Raw genomic sequence first — 21006 nt, 5'->3', positions numbered from 1 at the left:
TTAGAACTGGTACTTCGCCGCCAGCTGAAGCTGACGCATGGCACCGGTTCCACTGATCCGGCCGAACGTTGAAGACGTAATTGTCATGCTCGGATTGTTCCAGTTTGGATGGTTCAGTGCATTGAAGGCTTCGAAGCGAATCGACAACTGATGCTTCTCGTTGTACGGCATGAAGAACGCCTTGTGCAGCGAAGCATCCAGATTTGTAAGTCCGGGCCCTGTGAAGCTGCCCCTGCCCGCGTTTCCGAAGAAGCCCACGGGTTGGAGCTGGTACGCAGCTGGATTGACCCAGGCGTTCAGTGTTCTGGTGCCGCTGTAAGGGCTGATGCCCGTGACGTTTGGGCGATCGTAGTTGCCTCCCGCACCCTGTATTCCTGAGCGATCGATGCCGTCCTGCGGAGTCGCGATGGCGCCAGTCTGGTGCGTAAAGATTCCCCCCACTTGCCAGCCGCCAACCAGGGCATTGAGTGCCTTGCTGTTCACCGGCACCAGTTTCCCTGGCCCGAACGGCAGTTCGTACAGCGCCGAAACGACGATCCGGTTCCTTACGTCGAATGCCGATGGGCCGTAGTCGCAGGTAAGGCAGCGGTTGTCCTGCGGAAACAGGGGATCGTTGCCCTGAACTCGAACGCCGCTCGTGTCATCCAGCGATTTGCCAAACGTGTAGGATCCGATCAGATTGAAGCCGTTGCTGAAGCGCCGGGTAGCTTTCACGCTGAAGGCGTTATAGTTGCCGATCCCTTCGTCATGCACGTACTGGATACCGCCCATATTGGCGAAAGGAGTACGGAACTTGACCGAGGTCCCGGCTCCATTTGGCACATACCCCGAGGGTGTAGCGATGTTGACGTTCCTGAATCCATAAAGGTGCCGGCTCACAGCACCCTGATAGCCCATTTCGAAGGACCAGTTTTGCCCAACCTGTTTTTGGATGTTCAAGAGAAATTGTTCAGCGTACGGCGTCTTGTGGCCGGCGGCCATGACGAACGCAACGGTGCTTGCAGGCAGAAGGGCGACACCTGATCCGCCGCCCCCGCCCGGCACGGCATTGTTCCATGTCAGGGTGGAACTGCCGTACGGCGCAACCGCATTTGCGTTGGTGAAGGTCACGCGTCCGGCGATATTCCTGGCCATGTCGAAGTACGCGTTGCCGATATCCTGGCTATAGAAAAGTCCGAACCCCGTGCGGATGACCGTCGTCGCGTTCGGTGAGTAAGAGATCCCCAGCCGAGGCGCCCAATTGTTGTATTGCGTATGCATCAGCGGACCATTAGGCAGCGTGCCGTTGCTGCACACCGGCGGCGGCCCATTTCCAACGGTGCTGGCTGTCCACCGGATGTTCAGGCCATCGTAGACATGGTCGGGCGAACAGTTCCCTTGGCGGACGTAGTAAGGCCAGTCGCTCTGCGGATATGTGGTGCTGATTGCAGAATGCTCAGGCATAACCGGAATGCCCACCGTGAAGTTGTTGCCATACGTATCGTTCCAAGGCGGCGTGAGTTCATACCTGAGGCCCGCATCAATGGTCACGTTTTGCAGTAATTTGTACGTGTCGTCCACGTACGCAGATTGAACGTGACGCACATAATTCGCATTCGCCACCGCCACTGCAACAGTCGACTGGTAGAGATCACCGAGCAGGAAGTCAGCAAGCGAGTCACCGCCAGAAAGGGGATTGCTCCCACTGCCGGAGTTGTAGGCCGTCGCGATGGGCTGAGAACTGAACTGGCCGCGCGAGAATTGGTTGCCAAGCTGGTTAAACGTCTGCTTGTTGTACTCGTAGCCCAGCCGCAGCGAGTGCTTCCCTCGCGTCCATGAGACGTTATCGACAATCTGCCAGCCGGGATCCGTCACAACATACGGACCGTCGCCGCCTCGATCTCCGAAACCACTCCAGATTTGTTTAATGGGATTTCCCTGCGCGCTGCCAAAAGACACATCCGGAATGCCCCACGTGGCAGGGGCTCCGCCGCTCAGGCCAGGAATCTTGATCTCGTCGACCACGTTGTGCGTGAAAGCCGACAGCAGCCCCAGTGAATTGTAGAAGTGGGTATAACCAAATCGCGCCTCATTAACAAGGTGCGGGGTTGGCGTCCAGGTGTTGGAGCCCAGGTATTGGTAATAGTTGGTGATGATCTTGCTGCCCGCTCCCAGCAGACCTGTCGAAATGATTGATTCGTCGCCCGAACTGTAGCGGAACGCGTACTGCAAGTTCTGTGACTGGATGAAGTCTCCACGAACCGTCAGGCTCTGGCGGTCTTGCGGAGAAGATGTGCTGTACGCGTAGTTGTTGTTAACCGAACAGCTGGATCCGGTGCAGGTGTATGTGGGCGCGGCGGGGGCTGTTCCCAGGTACTTCAGGAGTTCCGTCGATTGAGGGCTGATTCTTTGCGACGGAATCTTGTTGTTTGGAAATGGCTGCTTCCCGAGGCCATTCGCGTCTCCCGTGGCGGGATCGTAGAGGGTGATTGGATGGGTGCCCGTAGCGTCCTGATACGTGTAGCCCGAGAAGTCTCCGGCAGCCATTGCCGCTGTGGGCACTACTGCTTCCCCTTGTCCTACTGAACGGATGTGTCTCCATTCGTCGTCGATCATGAAGAAGAACTTGTTTCTTGTATCGATAACGTGCGGAATCCTGATTGGCCCATCCAACTCAAACCCGAAGTTGTTCCACTTGAAGGGGAAGACTTTGGGGGGAGTCAGGTTGTAGGGAAAGAAATAGGGGTTCGCATCCACGTAGTTGTTGCGGATGAACTCGTAAGCCGATCCGTGGAACGTATTGGTGCCTGACTTGCTTACAACATTGACCTGGGACGCTTCATGGCCGAACTCCGCGGAATAGACGCCGGTCTGCACCTTGAACTCTTCGATGGCGTCCACCGAGGGCAGCCCCACATAGGTGTTGAAATCGGGATCGGTATTGTTCACGCCGTCCAGGGTGAAGTAATCGAACATGATGCGATTGCCGCCAACCGAGATCGATTGGCTGGCGCGCTCGCCTCCCAGGCGAGCTCCTGCCTGGCCTGCGTTCGGTGAAAGCGTATTGGCATTGGAAGCGAGAGCTACCAGGGCGAGATAGTTTCTGCCGTTCAGCGGTAACTGCGAAACAGCTTCGTTCTCCACCACCGTGCCAAGCGTCGCGTTTTCGGCTTGCAGAAGAGCGCTGCTGGCCTGCACTTCGACGGATTCGGTCACCGCGCCGATCTGCAGAGCAAAGTCGAGCCGGACCGATTGCTGCACCTGAACCTGGATTGCGTTACTTGTAATTGTCTTGAAGCCTGGGTGCGTGACGGTGAGCTTATACGTTCCGACGGGAACGTCGGTAAACGTGTAGTCGCCCGTTGTCGTTGATATCGTGGACCGTCCCGATTGCGTTGCATTGTTACTGAGCAGGATGGCGGCGCCCGGAACAGCGGCGCCGCTTGTATCGCTGACGTGGCCCGAGATGGTGGCCGCGGTCTGGGCCATCAGCCGGGACCCCCATGCCAGAACGAGAAGAGCCGCAAGCGCTGCGTAGCCGAAGGTCGGACGGATATCCCAAGCGATGGCGACAGATTTCCGGGGCATCTTATGAAGCCGTCGAACGGGCTGATTGGGCTGGATGAAAAGGGGCTGAGTATGCCGCTTCGCACAGTGATTCACAGGGTCGACCTCCCGGTCATTGCGTCCTCGATTGCGTGTACAAGTTGTAGTGTGGAAGTGCCGGCCGGCAAGCCATTCCCGAACGGTTCCGTGTGGGGATCTGCGCATAGTCTGAGAAACGACATCCGGTGTATGCGGTGTGTTCCAGACGCAAGCAGATTCCTGCTGTCAAAGCCATTGCAAGTTCATTCGGGTAGTGTTCTAGGAAGAAAGAAGTAAGTGTCTCTTTTTGACCATGTTAGGCGTGCCGTACAGTACTGTCCGGAGAGTCTGTCTTCAGAACGCGCTTTCCCGGCTTGTGTCGTGCGCGTGGCCGCATACTCCCAGCGGAGACAGTTGCAGCCAAGCAATGATTTCCCGGGACGCGCCGTGACTCACCTTCTCGGCTCAGGGGCAGCAAGGGTTGAGCCCCGCCTTTGCCTTGCGGGTTTCGCCAGACGGATCATTCCGAGCACGCAACTCTGAGCCGCTGTAAAGTCACCAGGAATAGATGGCAACGATATCCGATGTACTCGGAATTTGGTTCTTCACAGTCGTATGCAAAACGACTTCGATATTCTTCTTTTCCCATCCCTTGGGAAGAGACATAGCCATCTTTGCAATGGAGTGGGGATTGGTGATGAAATCCCCTGCGGCACGTGTTGCTGACGACCCCACTCCTCCGATTACGATCATCACCTTCCCATTCCATGCATTCAGGAGCCGGGCCGCAATCGCGTAAGTCTCGGAACGGTCCGCGTTGGCGGTCCATTGCTTTTGACGGTCGAACCGATCGACGATCGTGCTATGGCCCTGGAACCCGAACCGCAGGTTCTCCGTCATTGTGAGCGTCCAAATATTGTTATGCGCACCTATCAGGATCGTGGGATTCTGGCGAAGATCGCCATAGGTCACATCATTCACAAACCGCATGTCGAGCTTTATGCGCCGCTGCGCGAGAATGTATTCGACATCCGACAACGCTGCGGCATCGCCCGTAGTGAGGTACGTATTAACGGCAGAACGCAAATACCTGCTATCGATTGAGCTTTCAGGAGCTAGTGGGATATATGGGTGCAGCCCCATTTCCTCGAATTGCCCCTTTGGATGATCCTTGTAGTACTCATCTTCGCCCGCGTTAGAGAGCTCATAAATCGGATTGTTGCCGATTCCAATCAAAACACTGTTGGGGTTCTCGAGAACCGGCGACCAGAACCGGTTTAGCAATCGTTCGTCGGAGGACGGAAGATACCGCACCAGCGCAGCGGCCATCAGCAGTAGGGAAGCGAGGACGGCGATCCACCATCGGCGAAATCGAAACCTCCGAGCCTTCACATCCGCCGCCGTGCCTTTCTGCGGCGGAACTGGGATCGGCTCCGGGGTCAGCATGGGAGTCACCCCTGCGGGAAGCGCCCTCAGAACGCCAGGCTCAAATACCGCCCGGAAGGAGCCGGATGGGATGCTGATCAATACCGTCTGATCCCGGACTCCCTGATAGAAAAGCGCCAGGCGCTTTCTGACTTCAGCAACCCGGAGCCGCACAATGGGATCTACGTTCGTATCGTAGTCGGGGCACCGGTCAAACAGGCGTACGCCGATATTCCTTTCCTTGAGTGACTCGCCGCGCCCGGCCAGCGTCTCGCCGACGAGGAACTTCAGAAGCTTCTGGAGTTGCGGGCTCGAGCGGAAGGGGGAACTCTGCAGGATATCGGCTAGCGATGTCTGAACTTCGGATGCAGACACAGCCTCTGATTCTCCCGGCAGAGGAGGGAGAGGAGTGACCACCTCTGCCATTAGATTCTTCATGTTCTGGTCTCCAGGAGGATTGGCTTCCAGACGTTCTGTTCGTGGTAGTCGTCAGGCACCGGACCCGCTTCCCATCTGCTTGACAAGCAATCCGCCTACTGGGGCGGTTTGCTCTCGTTCAGAATTTCATCGATGGTGGACTTCGGCGCCGGCAGGTGGCCCTCGTTCTCTTTAAGCCACTGGTGGTAATCTGCTTCGATCTCCGGTGACCACTTCGCGTCAATCTGCCCCGCGGTGTACTTTTTCTCCCGCAGGCGCTGGTGGCCGAACATGTCTTCGAGGTGCGTTCGTTCCGAATACTTCACGACGCGCTCCGCCAGTTGTGGCGGGATAAACAGAACCCCGCCGTTCCGTCCGAGCACAACATCTCCCGGCATTGCCAGCGCTTGCCCAATTCGCGTTGGCCCATTGATGCTCACCATGGTCGAATTGAGCCGCGCGCCGGTGGCAAGCATTCCGAAGTGATGCGAGGGATCATAGTAGCGAACAAATGAGGTGAAGTCCTTCAGCTCTTCCAATCCATTAATGTCACGAACCGCGCCGTCATAGACGATGCCATTGCCTGACTTCGCGTAGATCGCGTTACCGACGTTATCACCAATGGAAGGCCCGTCTTTCTTCAGTCCGAAGTGGTCGCAGACATAGACGTCACGAGGCTGGAGCATATCGACGGGCCAGGCGTTCGTTCCTCCCTTGCGATGGTCCTGTACTCCCTGTTCTTCGATCACCTTTTCAATGTCCGGTCTCCCGGGCATCCACACTGCCGTGAGCGCTCTGCCCACCAGCACCTGATCCGGGTGAATGGAATACCAGCCGTCCTCATACTGGTGGTTGAATCCTGCACTGCGAAGCGTTGCCCAAGCCTCTTCGAGCGTGACGTTCTTCATACGGTCCAGAATGTCGTCGGGCACCTTGGGCCGGCCGTCAGGAAATCTCTCCCCGCGCCATTCCGGGGTGTACTTGATCACATCCTCGCGCGTGAAGAACTCCTGCTGGGCCCTGAGGCAGGGAGTGAATGCCAGGAACGCTGCCCCGGCCAGAACGCCTGCAATGATTCTCCGCATCTGTCTCTTTGCTCCCGTGAGTTTGTCTTGCTGATCTCTACTTCTCGGGCTCGAACCAGGGTGTTCCCGGAATCTGCGCCTTTTTCGCAACGTCCTCATCCATCTCCACACCCAGGCCAGGCTTGTCCGTGGGAGTGACATGCCCCTGCACAATGATTTCGCCTTCCTTCACCCAGCTCTTCCACAGGTCGAGATGGTTGATCCAGTGCCACTCGCATGCCAGAAAGTTCGGATAGGTAGTACATGCGTGAGCCGTCGCCATAACGCCGACCGGCGATACGACACAGTGTGGGGCGACCGGCACGTAGTAGGCCTGCGCCATGTTGGCCACTTTCTGCGCCTCGGCAATTCCACCTACTTTCTGGAAATCCGGCTGAATGATATCGACCGCCTTCTTCTCGAGCAGTTCCCTGTACCCCCAGCGCATGTAAAGATTCTCGCCGCAGGCAATTGGAGTGGACGTCGAATGCCGGATGTCCGCCATAGCGTCAATGTCCTCGGCGGGAACCGGTTCTTCCAGCCACATCAGCCGGAATGGCTCTAGCGCCTTGGCCACTTTCTTTCCGGTCGGAGCGTCGTAGCGGCCATGCATGTCGCAGGCCAAATCCATGTTGGCGGGAATGGACTCGCGCACGTGCGACACCCACTTCACCATCCGATCGATCTCGCCGTTGCTCGCAGTCCAATTGACCGCATCGAAGCGCGCAGGATCCCTGGCGTCATCCAAGTCGATCTTCATTGCCGTGAAACCCTGCTCCTTGATCCACGGCAGCTTTTTGTCGGCCTCGGCGCCAATCGGAACATCCATGTCGGAGTCGCAATAGATGCGGACCTTGTCCCGGAATTTTCCGCCCAGCAACTGGTAGACAGGGAGTCCCAGCGCCTTACCAGCAAGATCCCACATGGCAATTTCCAGTCCCGAAAGAGCAGTGATGTATTGGCCACCCTGCGCGCCGGCGAAAATTCCTCCGGTGCGAAGACGCTCCCAGATCGCTTCGACATTGAGCGGGTCGCGCCCGATGAGCATGCGCCGCCATCCGCGGATCAGCGATGCCGCACCAACCGCAGCGTCGGTACACTCGCCATGGCCGTAGAGTCCCTGATCCGTGTAGATACGCACGTGCGTTTGCGGACCATGAACAAGCACCTGGGCGGTGCGCACATCCGTGATCTTCAGCTTGCTGCGCTGGTACGGCGTGCTGTTGTTTTCGACTGCTCGTGCCAGGCCGGGAAGAGAAAAGGCCGAAACTGCTCCGAGTGCTTGAAGAGCAGTGCCCTTCAGCATCGATCTTCGTGACAGATGAGGCATAAACCCCCGGGGAATCTTCTTGTCTGGATTTGATTCCGAGTTCAGGAAGCGTTTACTGAGTCCACAGCGTCACGGGGAAGTTCGTGACGATTCTTGCCGAAAGTCTTGAACGGTCGCGAAGATTACAAAAGAGATTCGGCCTCTGTCAACGAAATAGCGGGACTCAACTAAAGCGATTTTTGTAAATTCTTTCGTTTCAGGGATGCACCGAGGAATTGCCTCTCGAATCGTCCCACGCCATGACACGATTGATGCGCTGGGGTAAACCTTCGCGCTAGACTGGCTGGCGTGGTTCGCGTCTCCCTCGCATCCTTCCTGAACGACGCGGCAGGTTAGCACGTGCGACGCATAACTGCTTTCCGCGACACTGCAATCCGCAGATCAATGGACGAACAACTCCGGCGCTACGACTGCCGGATCCAAGTTTGGGATCGGAGCATCGTTGCAATGGGCAAGTTGCCAGTCCGCGCCGTGCTGGTCTTTTGGATTTTCCTGCTCAGCGCCATTGCCTTTCTTGACCGCACGAACGTGTCCATCGCGGGACCGCAAATTATCCGCGAATTCGGGCTCGATAACCTGCGGATGGGCTGGATCATCAGCGCTTTCCTCATCGGATATGCCGCATCGCAGGTGCTCGCCGGCTGGGTGGCGGTTCGCCTCGGCCCGCGGCGCGCGCTCACCGCAGGCGTGCTGTGGTGGGGTGGATTCACGCTGGCCACCGCTTTGGTCCCCCCAAAAATGCGCGGCGCGATCCTGGTGCTGATCGCGGTCCGCTTCGGACTGGGCATCGGCGAGGCCATCATCTATCCCGCTTCCAACCAGTTCGTGGCGCGCTGGATACCCACCCGCGAGCGTGGCACGGTGAATGGAGTCATCTTTGCCGGAGTCGGTGCTGGGGCGGGACTTACTCCTCCTCTGCTCGTCGCCATCATCGCCTCGCATGGATGGCGTGCAGCCTTCTGGTTCAGTGCGACGGTCGGCGTGATCGCTGGAATCATCTGGTACTTCATCGCCCGCGACACGCCCGAACAACATGCGCTGGTTTCCGCGCGCGAACTGAGCAATATACAGGCAGGTCTTCCAGAAGCCGGAGATAAGCATGCAGCGAGAACACCCGTTCCGTGGAGCGCCATCTTCCGCAGCCGCACGTTATTTCTGCTCACCTTTACTTACTTCACCTTCGGTTACGTGGCGTGGATCTTCCTAGGTTGGTTTTACATGTACATGGCCCAGGCGCGCGGCCTGAACCTGAAGACTAGCGCGTTCTACACCATGTTCCCGTTTATCGCCATGACCGTGTTCTGTCTCGGCGGCGGTGTACTGAGCGATTGGATCACTGCGCGCCGCGGATTACGCGCCGGACGCTGCGGTGTCGGCGTGTTTTCGCTCGTAATGACAGCGGTGTTGCTGGTGCTTGGCTCACGTGTCGGGAGCGCTTCGCTTGCGGCTATGATCCTGGCCGCCGGCGCAGGCGTGTTGTATCTCTGCCAGAGCTCGTTTTGGTCGGTCTCGGCCGACATCGCAGGTGAAAGCGCTGGAGTCGTCTCCGCCGTGATGAATATGGGAGCGCAGATCGGGGGCGCAGTGACTGCGTCGCTCACTCCCTGGATCGCACAGCATTTTGGCTGGACGACTTCCTTCCTCGTCGCCGCCATACTGGCCGTCGCAGGCGCAATCGCGTGGCTCGCGGTCGATCCCGAAACGAAACTCGTCAGCGCCGTGATTGACAACCTCGCGGCATCCAAGGGGCTCACGCAATTCGAGATCAGCCGCGAATCGCATTGAGCGATTTCATTCTATGTTTCGAATTGACTAGAGCCTGCCGAACTGCTTTACCGCCGCCTCGATCGACCTTGTCTTTTCGATCAGCGGGTACATCGAGTGTTCTTTGAAATCCAACTGCTGCGCGAGCTTGAGGATATCTTCTGCGCGCTCGCGCGGTACGACAACCACTCCATCGTGATCTGCGGCGATGATGTCACCGGGACGGATAGTCACCCCCTCAATCGCCACAGGCACCTCGCTTCCCGCACATCTGTAGTGCCCCACCAGCGTGGATGGCGCGATACCGGTTGAGTAGACCGGGAAGCCTATCTTCTTGAGATACGCAGTGTCGCGAACCGCGCCATCGATAATCGCTCCCGCAAAGTCACGCGCCGCCATTGCCGTGCCCATCAGCCCGCCCATGCCAGCCACGTCCGCTCCATCCTCGATGGACATAACGTAAACGGAGTCTTTCTTCCCACGATCGATCGCTTCGAGCATCCCATCCACAGCGTGTGGGTCGTGATTCTCCTGCTTCTCCATGCGCACGGTGACGGCATACCCCGCAAAATGCGATGGAAACAGCGGCTGCATCCCGTGCGATAGGTACATGCGCCGCCCCAGAAGCTGTTCGATGGCGTCGGAGACGGATGCCACTTCAACATGGCGGTAAGCCTGGAGCAGTGTTGCCGGATCATGTTCATTGGCCGCCGCGGATTGTGCGTTCCCCACCTGAACGGGCCTTCCCACTTCATGCGTGGCACCGCGTGCCTTCCTCGATGCCACAGCAGGAAAGATTACGAGCACGGTAACCAGTGCAAACACCAATGAGAAAATGAAGCGCTTCGCCCGGCGCGCTGTCACCCCTGTGGCCGTTCCTTGACGAGCATCCTTCATCTTCGTTTCCTCACTTTGGCGTCAGCCGTTCGCTAGTGGCAAGCCTACAGTATCCAACTGGTGAATTGGAGTATCGGCGGTTGCTGCCAGTTTGACTGGAGCTTTGTTCTCTCTCGGCATGGCGAACGGCATCTGCGCTCCCAACCGGAAGTCGCCAACGCGCCGCATACGCCATCGGAGGATGGTTGAGGTAATGTCGGAAGCGCTCTGCCAAATATCCCTGGTGCTATCGAACGGGCGCCTCTGCAGAGCCTCAGGGCTGGATGGTGCGCGTAGCCACGACGCTGATCGACAACGGCGCGCCGGCCACCACGCGAGCATGCACCAAAGCCTCGAAGTAGACGGGTGTTGATGAACCCTCGTGGATATTCAACGCCTTTTCGAGTTGAGCATGATCCGCGGAGTTCTGCAGAAACTCCCCAAGCGCTTCCGTTCCCTCCTGGCGCAGTCCTTGCAGAATCAAAATGTTGCCACGGCCGGTGGAACTGGGAAGAAGGGAAATGGTCGCATATTCTTCACCGGCTGAGCCGGTGCGCGGCAGACCCTCATAGGTCGCTTGCTCACCCGGGAGCGGTCTCCTATTGCGGAAGTACATCTTGCCGCCCACCCCATCTTCCACGACTTCGAAATTGAGTTTTCCAGTAAAGAGCCCCACCCAGGGATCGGAAGTGGGGCCGCCAATGAAGATGTAGTTGCCATCATCGAGCTCGCGAAGGTTCAGATTTCGAGCGGAATAAATTTGGATCGGATGACCGGACCTCCCGGCGACTTTCGCAATCGAAGAAGCCACGACCAGGTCTGCGAAAGAAGTGAGCTGCGAATCAGAAATGTAGTCGACAAGCCGCGAGATATTCGGCGGCAGGTGAGTGGGCACCAGACTCGTGCGAAAGTTGGATGCCAGGTACTGATCCAGGGTTAACTCCTTGTCGCCTAGGAGCCTGAGCATCGTATTCCCATCGGAAACAATGAGCCGTGTCTCGCGATCCGGTTGAATGACGGCATTCAGCGGCCACAGAATCGCCTGGTTGTTCTCATGCACCCTGACCGCACGATACCAGCCGATTGCGCAGATCACCGCAGCGGCTATCGAGCACCAGAGCAGGAGGCCCTGGCCTCGGAAGTGCCCTCTGGCCCGCGTCTCCGGGGGCGTCGCCGCAACGACGAGAGACTGGGGCGCGGTAACCGGTTCCATATATCTGGGCCGGAACTCCAACGCGTAGGAACCCTTCGGGATTTCGACCAGTAGACGCTCTGTCTGGCCTTCGTGGGCAAAGTACTCGTGCAGCCGGAGCCGGAGGTGTCGCACGTGAACGCGAACCGCGCTATCCTCGGCTGGGCTGTAGTCTTCCGGTTTCCCGAACGCTGCCCGGCCGATCTGTCTCTCGGTCAAGGCCTCTCGTTCCCCGCGAATGGAGTGCTCAGCCAGGTAGGAAAGCAGGCCGTGCAAATTAGCTGATTTCTGGAACGGCGGGCTCTGCAGGATACGTTCGATGAGCCCCCAGCGTGGATCGGCGTCCCGGTCTGGTTTTGAAGAAAGAGGGATTTCAACCTTGTTCGGGAGCCGCTGGGGGGAAGACATACCGAAACAAATTATAGCCCCCTACTTACACGGCCGTGCTCGCGCGCATTTACTCCTGTATCGGCCCGCCGGTGGCATCGCGCCATGTAACTGCCGCAGAATATTTTGCGACCGAGAACACATGTGAACAGAATGTTTTCACCTGGTTTTAGCTGGATAACCTCTTGGCGTGCATCAGCGCGGAGCGCAAGAATGATTTCCGGCTGCCAGGCTCCGCCTGGGGCTGCAGAGCGACGAGAACGAGATCTGGGCTCGGACACGTCAGCCGCATACGGAATCCATGTTGCTGTTCTTGCCTTCCATGAAATCAGACAATGATTCGAAGCTATCGGGAGCTCTCAGTCGGCGCAGCGCACTCAAGAGGCTCGGAGGCATGATCGCCGCCGCAACGGTGAGTGCACAGGGAGAGCCGCTACTCGCGACGAAAGCCACGCCAATCGAGAGCAGTGCAACAAGCTCCTTGCCCAGGCGCCCCAACATCCTCTGGATCACCGGAGAGGGTGTGCCCCAGCCGGCGTTGAGCTGTTACGGAGGACGTCTCCTACAGACGCCGAACATCGACCGCATTGCCAACGAAGGCATCCGGTTTGAAAATTCCTTCTGCACGAATGGGCTCTGCGCGCCAAGCCGGGCCACTTTGCTGACGGGCACCTACAGCCATGTGAACGGAATTCTCGGGAACCCGGAGTTCTATAGTTTGGGAGACCCGCCCTCGCGTTTCGATGCGGCGCAGGAGACCGTTGCCAAGATCCTAAAGCGGAATGGGTACCAGACTGGCATGGTGGGCAAGTGGCATCTGCCGGTGAATCCAGCCAAGGCCGGCTTTGATTACTTCGTCTACAAGGAGGGCGCGGGCGGCCCGTATTACGAGCCCACCGGATTTCTTGGCAATCCCAGCCTCGGCAGCGAGGAAATTCAGAAGTTTCGCTACGAGGGATATGAGACAGATGTCATGACCGACCTGTGTCTCAAAGGGTTGAAGCAGTTCAAGCAGCCGTGGTTCATGATGATGCAGTTTTTCAACACGCACCGGCCGTGGGACCCCCCGCATAAGTACGAACACCTTTATGACGACGTGCGGATTCCCGAGCCGGGTACGTTCTGGGACAACTATGATCACCGCGCCAGCCCCGCGGGCAGAGCGAGAATGCGCATTGAAGACATGCCGGACTTCAATCCACCGGCAGATCTGACGGGGCGCCAGCGCAAACAGTGGAATTATCAGAGATATATGCGTCGCTTTTTCGGAACTCTGCGTTCTCAGGACGACAATATCGGCCGCCTGTTCCAATACCTGGATCAGAACGGACTCACCGGCAACACGATCATCGTCTACACCTGCGATCACGGATTCTTCCTCGGCGATCACGGCTGGTTTGACAAGCGCTTCATGTATGAGCAGGCAATCCGGATTCCCTGGATGATCCGTTGCCCCGGCGCTGCTGGACGAGGCACGGTGCGCAACGACTGGGTGATCAACATCGATAATGCGCCCACGATTCTCGACCTGGTGGGCCTGCCCATTCCGGCGGAGATGCAGGGCAAGAGCATCGCGCCCATTCTGCGCGGGCAGAGTTTGCCCGGCGAGCGTCCCGCTCTCTACTATCACTACTACGAGTTCGGTACGCCGCATTGGGTGGCGCCGCATTATGGAATTCGCACCGAACGCTACAAGCTGATCAGCTACTACACTCGCAATGAGTGGGAGCTGTTCGACCTGGAGAAGGATCCCGATGAGATGGAAAACCTCGTCATCGATAACGGACGGCACATCCAGCAGGGATACGACACCGTCTTCAAGGACCTGTTGGCACAGTTGACGCAGCTGCGGGAGCGATACAACGACAACACCGGCTACCCGGTCAAGTTCGCGCCCCCGGGCGATTGAGTGAAGTGCGTGCGACACACAGATGACTATCCTTGTCTTCAGATCATGTCGAAGCCGGTCCGGACGATTGGCCATATCGACTCCGTGTTGCGGAATGATCTTAGGGAGAGCTGTGTGAAATCGAATCTCCAGGGGCAGGACAAATTGTCGCGGCGGCTCCTTCTTATCATCTTGCTCTTGCTGCCGACCTTCATTGCCCCATTCGGAATGGCTCAAGCCGCGCAGCCATGGTTTTTTGCGGTACTGGCCGATCCGCAACTGGGCATGTACGCCAAGGACCAGAACTTCACCCAGGAGAGCGCAAACCTCGAGTTTGTTGTGGCCAGCTTGAACCGGCTGCATCCGCGATTCGTGGTGGTCTGCGGCGACCTGACCAACCGTACAGGCGATGCAACGGAGATAGCTGAGTACAAACGCATTCTCCAAAAGTTGGACCCGGCAATTCCCGTCCATAACGTGCCGGGAAATCACGACGTCGGGAATGAACCCACCCCGAATACCCTCAATAGCTATCGCCAGGCATTTGGGCGCGACTACTACTCCTTTTCGGCAGATGGCATTCTCGGCATCGTCTTGAATTCAAGCCTGATAGGGTCGCCGACGCAGGTGACGGATGAAGCGCAGAAACAGGAGCAGTGGCTCGAAAACACTCTCACTGAAGCCCGGGCGCACCGAGGTCGCGAGGTAGTTGTCTTCCAGCATATTCCCTACTTCCTCCACGACCCGGCAGAGAAAGATGATTACTTCAATCTGCCGGCCTCCATCCGTCGCAAGTACCTCGATTTCCTTGAACGAGGCAATGTGCATTATGTTTTCGCGGGGCACTATCACCGCAATGCGGGTGGTAAAGACGGATCGCTGAATGAGAGCGTCAGTGGCGCCGTGGGCTTGCCCATCGGCGGATCGCTGTCGGGATTCAGGTTGGTCACCGTCGATGGAAGCAAGCTCGAGTCGCGATGGTATTGCCTTGCGGACATACCTAATCAGGTGCAGCCGCCCAATCTGCCGCCGACGCATTGTCCGCAGTGACTTCACAGAGAGATCTTCGAACTTGGACGGTTCCCGAGCCGCGTCATCATGACCTGCAAATCCCTTGTTGCGCGGTGACGACAAAATCGGCCGCTTCGCATCGAGAGATGTTCAGCGGCTATATCTCTTAGCAGAACCTCCTTTGATCCTCGAAACTCTCCCGCATCAGTACCTAAAGACGGCTGCGGATCTTATTGCAATAGATAAAGGCACTTGTTAAATCGAAGTTTTCACCACGTTGCGGAGGGCTAATCCCTTGGCAAGCAGTCTCTGATCTTCGAAACTCGCTCTGGTTCCAGATAGGCACGATTGGACGCACCTGAAGCTGGTGGAGTTCTGACTCTGGGGAATACGCGTGCGCCTGAACGTGGGAACTTTCGAGTGTATTTGGAGGCTGCAGTAGCATGCTTTTCACGGAACAAGTATTCAAAAAGCCCAGCGTCGGACCAATGGGAAAGCGGTGCGTCGTGTGGATGTGGGTGCTGCTTTTCACATTGGTGGGCCCGTCAGTTCAACTTCTCCGCGCGCAGGCAAATAGTGGCCTCACGGGTTCCGTGACGGACCCGTCCGGCGCAGCCATTCCGGGCGCGACGATTACCTTCCTCAACACCGCGACCGGGATCAGCTCTCAGGTCGCTTCCTCCTCGGTCGGACTGTACAGCGTCGCTCTGGCGCCTGGAAGTTACAACGTGTCTGTCGAGTCACCCGGGTTCCGGAGGTACCAGGCGACCCAGGTGCTGGTGGAAGTAGGCGCTACTCCCACGTTCAATATCAAGATGAATATGGGCGCGGAGACCCAGACGGTTCAGGTTTCCGAAGGCAATTCCATCGAACTCAATACCACCGAGCCGCAGCTCGATACCATGCTCCCGCCGGCCGAAGTGTCAGCCCTGCCGCTGGAGATCAGCGGCAACATCCGCCAGATCACCAGCTTCGGCACGCTCTCACCCGGCGTCAGATCTGGTCCGTATGGCACGCTAACGGTGGAAGGTGGCAACCCCAAGCAGATCAATTCATCGGGCAGCTACTACAACGGCCTGCCGCTGGTCACTGCGTCGGCCATCAACTCCGATCCCCCGTTCGAAATGGTGGATGAGTTCCGTATGCTTCGTTCCGCGTTCTCGTCTCGCTATGGCATGACACAGGGTGCGGTCGCGTACAACATGCGTTCCGGCACCAACAAGCTGCACGGCGATGTGTTCGCTATCAACCGCAACAACGCTTTCGATTCGGCCGGGTTCTTTCCATCTAAGTTCGATGCGAACGGCAAGCCGGTTGCTCCCATCGATCGCGAAATCAACTGGGGTGGCAGCGTTGGCGGTCCGGTCGTTCTGCCTCACCTCTACAACGGACACAACCGGACATTCTTCCTGGGCAGTGTAGATATCTTCAGCCAGAATCAGGGCATTACCAGCATCGGCACCGTTCCTACGCCTGCGATGAAGAACGGCGACTTCAGCCAGTTCGTCGACGCGAGTGGCAAGCTGATCCCGATCTACGATCCGCAGACCGGCCAGCAGTTCTCGTGCAACGGCCAGCTCAATGTCATCTGCCCGAACCGAATTGACCCGCTGAGCCAGTCTCTCTTGCAGTACCTTCCGGACCCCGACACACCGGGCAACAACTTCGGCCTGGTAGCCAACAAGCTACCGGCGATTCAGTCGGTTCCCTTCAAAACGCAGGCCTGGGGACTCACCGTGAACCACGCCCTGAGCTCAACCCAGAACCTCGGCTTCACCTGGTGGCGCAATCACTACTCCGTAGTGCAGGAGTCAACTCCGCCCATCGTTCCCAAGTCCAACCCCCTCACCGGTGAGCAGTCGGGCATCGACAACACCAACGTGTGGCTCGGAACCTATCAGAAAACCGTCACCCCGAACCTTCTCTTCACCATCGGCCTGGCCGCGGAAGACAAGATGCAGGACTACGTGGGTGACAACCAGAATGTTAGCTTCCCCGGTGTCACCAACGGCAAGACGCTTCCCATCATCACGTTCAGCGGCCAGAACGCCCCTACCGGCTGGGGCGACGTGTGGAGCGGCCTGATCAACTACTATGTCGACAATTTCGGTTGGAACATCGTCAACAACTGGATGTGGACCCGTGGCCGTCACACGCTGAACATGGGTGGGGAGTACCACCACTACATGGCGCACACCATCAGCGACTACGGCAGTGGCGAGTTCGATTTCCACCAGTCCACCACGTCGGTTCCGAACTCCGCAGATCCGAACTTCGGCAAATACGGCAGCGGCTTCGCGAGCTTCCTGCTCGGGCTGCCTGACTCGGCCAGCCGCACCGCCAAGACCGAGACCCAGTTCTACACCCAGGATTACTCGCCCTACATTCAGGACGACATTAAGCTCACCAGCAAGTTGACCGTCAGTGCCGGCCTGCGGTGGGACGTGATGGTTCCCTACAAGCTGACCCAGAACAACAACGTGTGGCTGAACCCAACGGCTCCGAATCCTGCCGCCGGCAACCTTCCTGGCGCCGCGACCGCATTCGGCAACTGCACCGGCTGCTCCGGTGTCGATCGCGCCGCAATTCACTGGAAGAACTTCGGTCCACACGTCGGCTTTGCCTACGCCTTCGATCCAAGAACGGTTGTCCACGCCGGCTACATCATCAACTTCCTCGGTTTCAACAGCGCCTATGGACAGGGTGAGGGCGTCGGCGGCGCAGTGAGCCTGGCATCGCTCCTGGGCGGAAGCTTCACCGTAAATGGCACCGGGAGCAACGTTCCCGGTTACGGACCGTGGACGGCTAACGGTACTCCCAACCCGCTACCCACCGTCTCCACCACCCCCTTCAGCCCCTCGCTTGGCGTGGCCCAGACGATCAACTACTTCAATCCCAATCAGGACGGCCGTGCTCCTATGTATCAGGCGTGGAATGCCAGCGTGCAGCGTCAGCTCGGCTGGAACACGCTCATCACCGTGGCGTACTCCGCCAACCGCGTGACACATCTGACCGGCTACAACATCAACCCGATCAGTCAGCCCGATCCTTCCGTGCTCCAATACGGCTCACTGCTTACTGACAACATCAACTCGCCTCAGGCACAGGCAGCCGGGTTCAGCGCACCGTATGCCGACTTCTCCAGCCAGTTCAAGGGCGGCGCAACGGTGTTCCAGTCGCTGAAGAACTTTCCGCAGTACTCGAACGTGGCGCGGGCCTTCGATCAGGCCGGAACCACCTACTACAACGCACTGCAGATCCAGGCTGACAAGCACACCGGTAACGGTCTCACGTTCCTCGCTTCTTTGACCCTGCCGCGCCAGTACGACAATCTCGCTACGCCGCTAAACCGCTACAATCCGTCGCCGGAGTTCGTCATCACGAGCGACACCTGGGAAAGCAAGATCGCCACCACCTACCAGTTGCCCATCGGCAAGGGACAGAGGTTCCTGAATCAGGGCCAGCTGGGCCGCTGGATTGGCGGTTGGGAAGTGGCCGGCATTCTCACCTACAACAACGGCGGCACGGTGCAGATCTCGCAGAGCGGCCAGGGCCTGAACGGACTGAACCGCCCCAACGTTGTTCCCGGAGTCAAGAGGTGGTCCGGCAACTGGGATAAGGTAAAGCCCTACTTCGAAGGGAAAGGCCCCCTCACCCCGGTGTTCAGCAACGATGCCTTCGCCAACACGGGAAGCCAGTTTGTGCTGGGCAACTCGAAGAGAGCTTATGACTCGATCCGCGGACCTCATTATCCCGGAGAGAACCTGAGCCTCCGCAAGCTCTTCCGCATCACCGAGGGCACTTCGCTCTCGCTGCGCATGGACTACTTCAACGCATTTAACCGAACTCAGATCGCCTGGCCGCAGGGCACGAACATCAACGCCTCGAACTTCGGCTACATCAACAGCAAGTTCACGGCCGCAAACCGCCAGGGCCAGATCCAAGCCATGTTCAACTTCTAACCACTTAATTGAATCGCTGCATAGAGGGGCGGATCTTCAGCCGCTTTCTGCAGCGATCTCAATACGCCCATAAATACCGAACAAGATTCCTACACTTGAGTCCGAGACTGCAAACAATTCCCGCCGAACTGTTCAAACAGACTTCGTGGAAGACCTAACCGGCGGCCGTTCTTACCCGTTCATTGCCTACAGCAATAGGCCGACGCGCTTCGTCATTACATCTTGCGGGGAACAGAAACCCAAGCGCTCGCTTACGTCAGCACCGGCGCGGTGCTTCGCTCAGGCACAGCGTCGAGAAGTCTCTCAAGACCACTCGTGAAGGCATGCGGTAAACAGGCCTAAGCCTCTGAACTGATTGATTTGAATGGGAAGATTTGGAGGCGCGGGCCGGGATCGAACCGGCGCATAAAGGTTTTGCAGACCTCTCCCTTACCACTTGGGTACCGCGCCTTGGCAGGGCAGCCTAACCATTGCGGATCGCCCCTTCACCGTAGCCAATCCGGCTGGCGCCGGAGGGTGAATTGGAGCGGGAGACGAGATTTGAACTCGCGACCCTCGCCTTGGCAAGGCGATGCTCTACCACTGAGCTACTCCCGCTTGGTGTCGCAAGTTTGAGTATACCGATCGGTCCAAAACGGGTCAAACCTGCGCGCTCCGACCCGTCTCCGCCTGTCCCGTGCTGTGGGAGCCCCCACCCCGGCCCTTCTCGACGCGCACAATCTCGCCGTCGCGCATATGCAGAATGCGGTCCGCAATCGCCGCCGCCTCAGGGTTATGTGTAATCATCAGCACCGTCTGCCCCAGTTCGCGATTGCAATGCTGCAACATACTTAAAACTACGTCCGAGTTCTTCGTATCCAGATTCCCGGTCGGCTCGTCGGCCAGCACAATCGAGGGATGCGTTACCAGCGCACGCGCGATCGCCACCCGCTGCTGCTCGCCGCCGCTCAGCTCAGACGGTCGGTGCACCAGCCGGCCCTTGATCGACAGCATGTCGCTCAGGTGGTCCAGATACGCCCGATCCAGCGGTTCCTTGCGCCCGCTCACCGAGTACGCCACCTCGATATTCCCCATCGCGGACAACGTTGGCAGTAGATTGAATTTCTGGAAGACGAAGGCGATCCGATGCCGACGCAACTGCGTCCGCTGCGCATCGTTCAGCGTGGCGAAATCCACGCCGTCAATCACCACGCGTCCACTCGACGCCTGCGTCAAGCCTCCCAGCAGGTAGAACAGCGTCGACTTGCCCGATCCCGACGGCCCTACAATCGCAACAAACTCGCCGCGCTGCACCGCGAATGAAACCCCGCGCACCGCCGGGACCTCGATCCGTCCTGAACGATAAACTTTGCTCAAATTTTCAGCCAGAATGATGGGCGACGCCGCTTGTGCCTGCACACCCTCGATTGTAAATGCCCCAACAACAGACACTCCCTACGCCTTCTGCATGGTTCCCAGCGCCGCACCGGTCATCCTTACAAACACCTCGTTCATCTCCTCCGCAGTCGCCTTCGCCCTGCTCTCCAGCCACCACACCACCACGTTCATCAGCGCACCTGCCACATATTGCGGAGCCGCCTCCGTCACCAGGCTCCTCGCCCGCATACCCTTCGCGGACTCGGCCGCAAACTCCGTCAGCATCCGCTTGATCTCACGATGCACGATCGCCCAGCTCTCCCGTCCCACCGTCGCCCGATACAGCGCCCTCTGGCTGTCCACATGCCTTAGAAACGGCAGGACGAATCCCAGCGGAGCGCCACCCTCGCCCGCCTCCGCAGCGGCCCGTTTCCACTCCTCCAGCAGGTGCTCGCGCAGCGGTTCCAGTGACCTCCGCAGCAGATCGTCCTTACCCCGAAAATGCTGGTAGAAGGTAGCTCTCCCCACGCCCGCCCGATCCAGAATGTCCTGCACGGTCAGCGGCTCATAGCCCCGCTCTACCATCAGTCTCAGCAGTGCCTGCCGCAGGTCGTTCAACGTGCGCTGCACGCGCCTATCCCGGCTCGTCCCCGCAACGTTCCCGAACAACAACTTCCCCTGTGTTCGGGAACGAACATCTTCGCTGCTTGTGTTCTGTGTCATCGCGTTTCCGAACAGTATGTTCGGTTATATGGAGGCCGACGTCAAGC

The 21006-nt window shown here is 58.2% G+C and carries 13 protein-coding genes and 2 tRNA genes; 5 read left to right on the top strand and 10 right to left on the bottom strand.

Annotated features, from left to right (window positions below; genetic code table 11):
* The 4 genes from MOP44_RS05540 to MOP44_RS05525 form a co-directional block, all read right to left on the bottom strand.
* On the bottom strand, positions 1-3567 hold the full coding sequence (locus MOP44_RS05540; RefSeq protein WP_260794915.1) for a TonB-dependent receptor: 3567 nt from the start codon (positions 3565-3567) through the stop codon (positions 1-3).
* 552 nt (positions 3568-4119) lie between these two features.
* Positions 4120-5427: a hypothetical protein gene (locus MOP44_RS05535; protein ID WP_260794914.1), complete on the bottom strand. Its 1308-nt coding sequence runs from the start codon at positions 5425-5427 to the stop codon at positions 4120-4122.
* Between the two features lie 95 nt (positions 5428-5522).
* Positions 5523-6491, bottom strand: coding sequence for an RraA family protein (locus MOP44_RS05530; RefSeq protein ID WP_260794913.1), 969 nt, complete (start codon positions 6489-6491; stop codon positions 5523-5525).
* A 37-nt stretch (positions 6492-6528) separates the two neighbouring features.
* Positions 6529-7776 carry a mandelate racemase/muconate lactonizing enzyme family protein gene (locus tag MOP44_RS05525; RefSeq protein ID WP_260794911.1) on the bottom strand — a complete coding sequence of 416 codons (1248 nt, stop codon included), beginning with the start codon at positions 7774-7776 and terminating at the stop codon, positions 6529-6531.
* A gap of 471 nt (positions 7777-8247) precedes the next feature.
* Here MOP44_RS05525 and MOP44_RS05520 point away from each other — a divergent pair, with 471 nt between their 5' ends.
* Entirely contained in the window at positions 8248-9585 is a 1338-nt protein-coding gene (locus MOP44_RS05520) for an MFS transporter (protein ID WP_260794910.1), read from the top strand.
* A gap of 27 nt (positions 9586-9612) precedes the next feature.
* Here the strand turns inward: MOP44_RS05520 and MOP44_RS05515 are convergent, their stop codons facing one another.
* Together MOP44_RS05515 and MOP44_RS05510 are read right to left on the bottom strand one after the other, a co-directional pair.
* A complete protein-coding gene (locus MOP44_RS05515; protein ID WP_260794909.1) occupies positions 9613-10461 on the bottom strand; it encodes an RraA family protein in 849 nt (282 codons plus the stop codon).
* Between the two features lie 253 nt (positions 10462-10714).
* Entirely contained in the window at positions 10715-11653 is a 939-nt protein-coding gene (locus MOP44_RS05510; protein ID WP_260794908.1) for a hypothetical protein, read from the bottom strand.
* Positions 11654-11725: 72 nt separating this feature from the next.
* Between MOP44_RS05510 and MOP44_RS05505 the strand changes: the two genes are divergently transcribed.
* From MOP44_RS05505 to MOP44_RS05490, 4 genes are all read left to right on the top strand, one after another.
* Positions 11726-11917, top strand: a complete 192-nt coding sequence (locus tag MOP44_RS05505) for a hypothetical protein (protein ID WP_260794907.1) — start codon at positions 11726-11728, stop codon at positions 11915-11917.
* Positions 11918-12413: 496 nt separating this feature from the next.
* A complete protein-coding gene (locus MOP44_RS05500; RefSeq protein ID WP_260794906.1) occupies positions 12414-13928 on the top strand; it encodes a sulfatase family protein in 1515 nt (504 codons plus the stop codon).
* Positions 13929-14042: 114 nt separating this feature from the next.
* Positions 14043-14957: a metallophosphoesterase gene (locus tag MOP44_RS05495; RefSeq protein ID WP_260794905.1), complete on the top strand. Its 915-nt coding sequence runs from the start codon at positions 14043-14045 to the stop codon at positions 14955-14957.
* A gap of 404 nt (positions 14958-15361) precedes the next feature.
* Positions 15362-18880 carry a carboxypeptidase regulatory-like domain-containing protein gene (locus tag MOP44_RS05490; RefSeq protein ID WP_260794904.1) on the top strand — a complete coding sequence of 1173 codons (3519 nt, stop codon included), beginning with the start codon at positions 15362-15364 and terminating at the stop codon, positions 18878-18880.
* A gap of 375 nt (positions 18881-19255) precedes the next feature.
* On the opposite strand, the gene MOP44_RS05485 is transcribed toward MOP44_RS05490, so the two are convergent.
* The 4 genes from MOP44_RS05485 to MOP44_RS05470 form a co-directional block, all read right to left on the bottom strand.
* Positions 19256-19330 (bottom strand) — tRNA-Cys (locus MOP44_RS05485).
* Positions 19331-19402: 72 nt separating this feature from the next.
* A tRNA-Gly gene (locus MOP44_RS05480) sits at positions 19403-19477 on the bottom strand.
* Positions 19478-19519: 42 nt separating this feature from the next.
* Complete coding sequence (locus MOP44_RS05475) at positions 19520-20278, bottom strand: ABC transporter ATP-binding protein (protein ID WP_260794903.1); 759 nt, start codon at positions 20276-20278, stop codon at positions 19520-19522.
* A gap of 36 nt (positions 20279-20314) precedes the next feature.
* Entirely contained in the window at positions 20315-20866 is a 552-nt protein-coding gene (locus MOP44_RS05470; protein WP_260794902.1) for a TetR/AcrR family transcriptional regulator, read from the bottom strand.
* Between the last annotated feature and the right edge of the window lie 140 nt (positions 20867-21006).

It is taken from the genome of Occallatibacter riparius, assembly GCF_025264625.1.
GTDB lineage: Bacteria > Acidobacteriota > Terriglobia > Terriglobales > Acidobacteriaceae > Telmatobacter > Telmatobacter riparius.
This window is presented reverse-complemented; position numbering and strand designations above follow the sequence as displayed.

Excerpts from the sequence above, each read along its gene's own strand:
- MOP44_RS05540 (WP_260794915.1), bottom strand. The coding sequence starts at position 3,567 with ATGCCCCGGAAATCTGTCGCCATCGCTTGGGATATCCGTCCGACCTTC.
- MOP44_RS05535 (WP_260794914.1), bottom strand. The coding sequence starts at position 5,427 with ATGAAGAATCTAATGGCAGAGGTGGTCACTCCTCTCCCTCCTCTGCCG.
- MOP44_RS05530 (WP_260794913.1), bottom strand. The coding sequence starts at position 6,491 with ATGCGGAGAATCATTGCAGGCGTTCTGGCCGGGGCAGCGTTCCTGGCA.
- MOP44_RS05525 (WP_260794911.1), bottom strand. The coding sequence starts at position 7,776 with ATGCTGAAGGGCACTGCTCTTCAAGCACTCGGAGCAGTTTCGGCCTTT.
- MOP44_RS05520 (WP_260794910.1), top strand. The coding sequence starts at position 8,248 with ATGGGCAAGTTGCCAGTCCGCGCCGTGCTGGTCTTTTGGATTTTCCTG.
- MOP44_RS05515 (WP_260794909.1), bottom strand. The coding sequence starts at position 10,461 with ATGAAGGATGCTCGTCAAGGAACGGCCACAGGGGTGACAGCGCGCCGG.
- MOP44_RS05510 (WP_260794908.1), bottom strand. The coding sequence starts at position 11,653 with ATGGAACCGGTTACCGCGCCCCAGTCTCTCGTCGTTGCGGCGACGCCC.
- MOP44_RS05500 (WP_260794906.1), top strand. The coding sequence starts at position 12,414 with ATGATCGCCGCCGCAACGGTGAGTGCACAGGGAGAGCCGCTACTCGCG.
- MOP44_RS05490 (WP_260794904.1), top strand. The coding sequence starts at position 15,362 with ATGCTTTTCACGGAACAAGTATTCAAAAAGCCCAGCGTCGGACCAATG.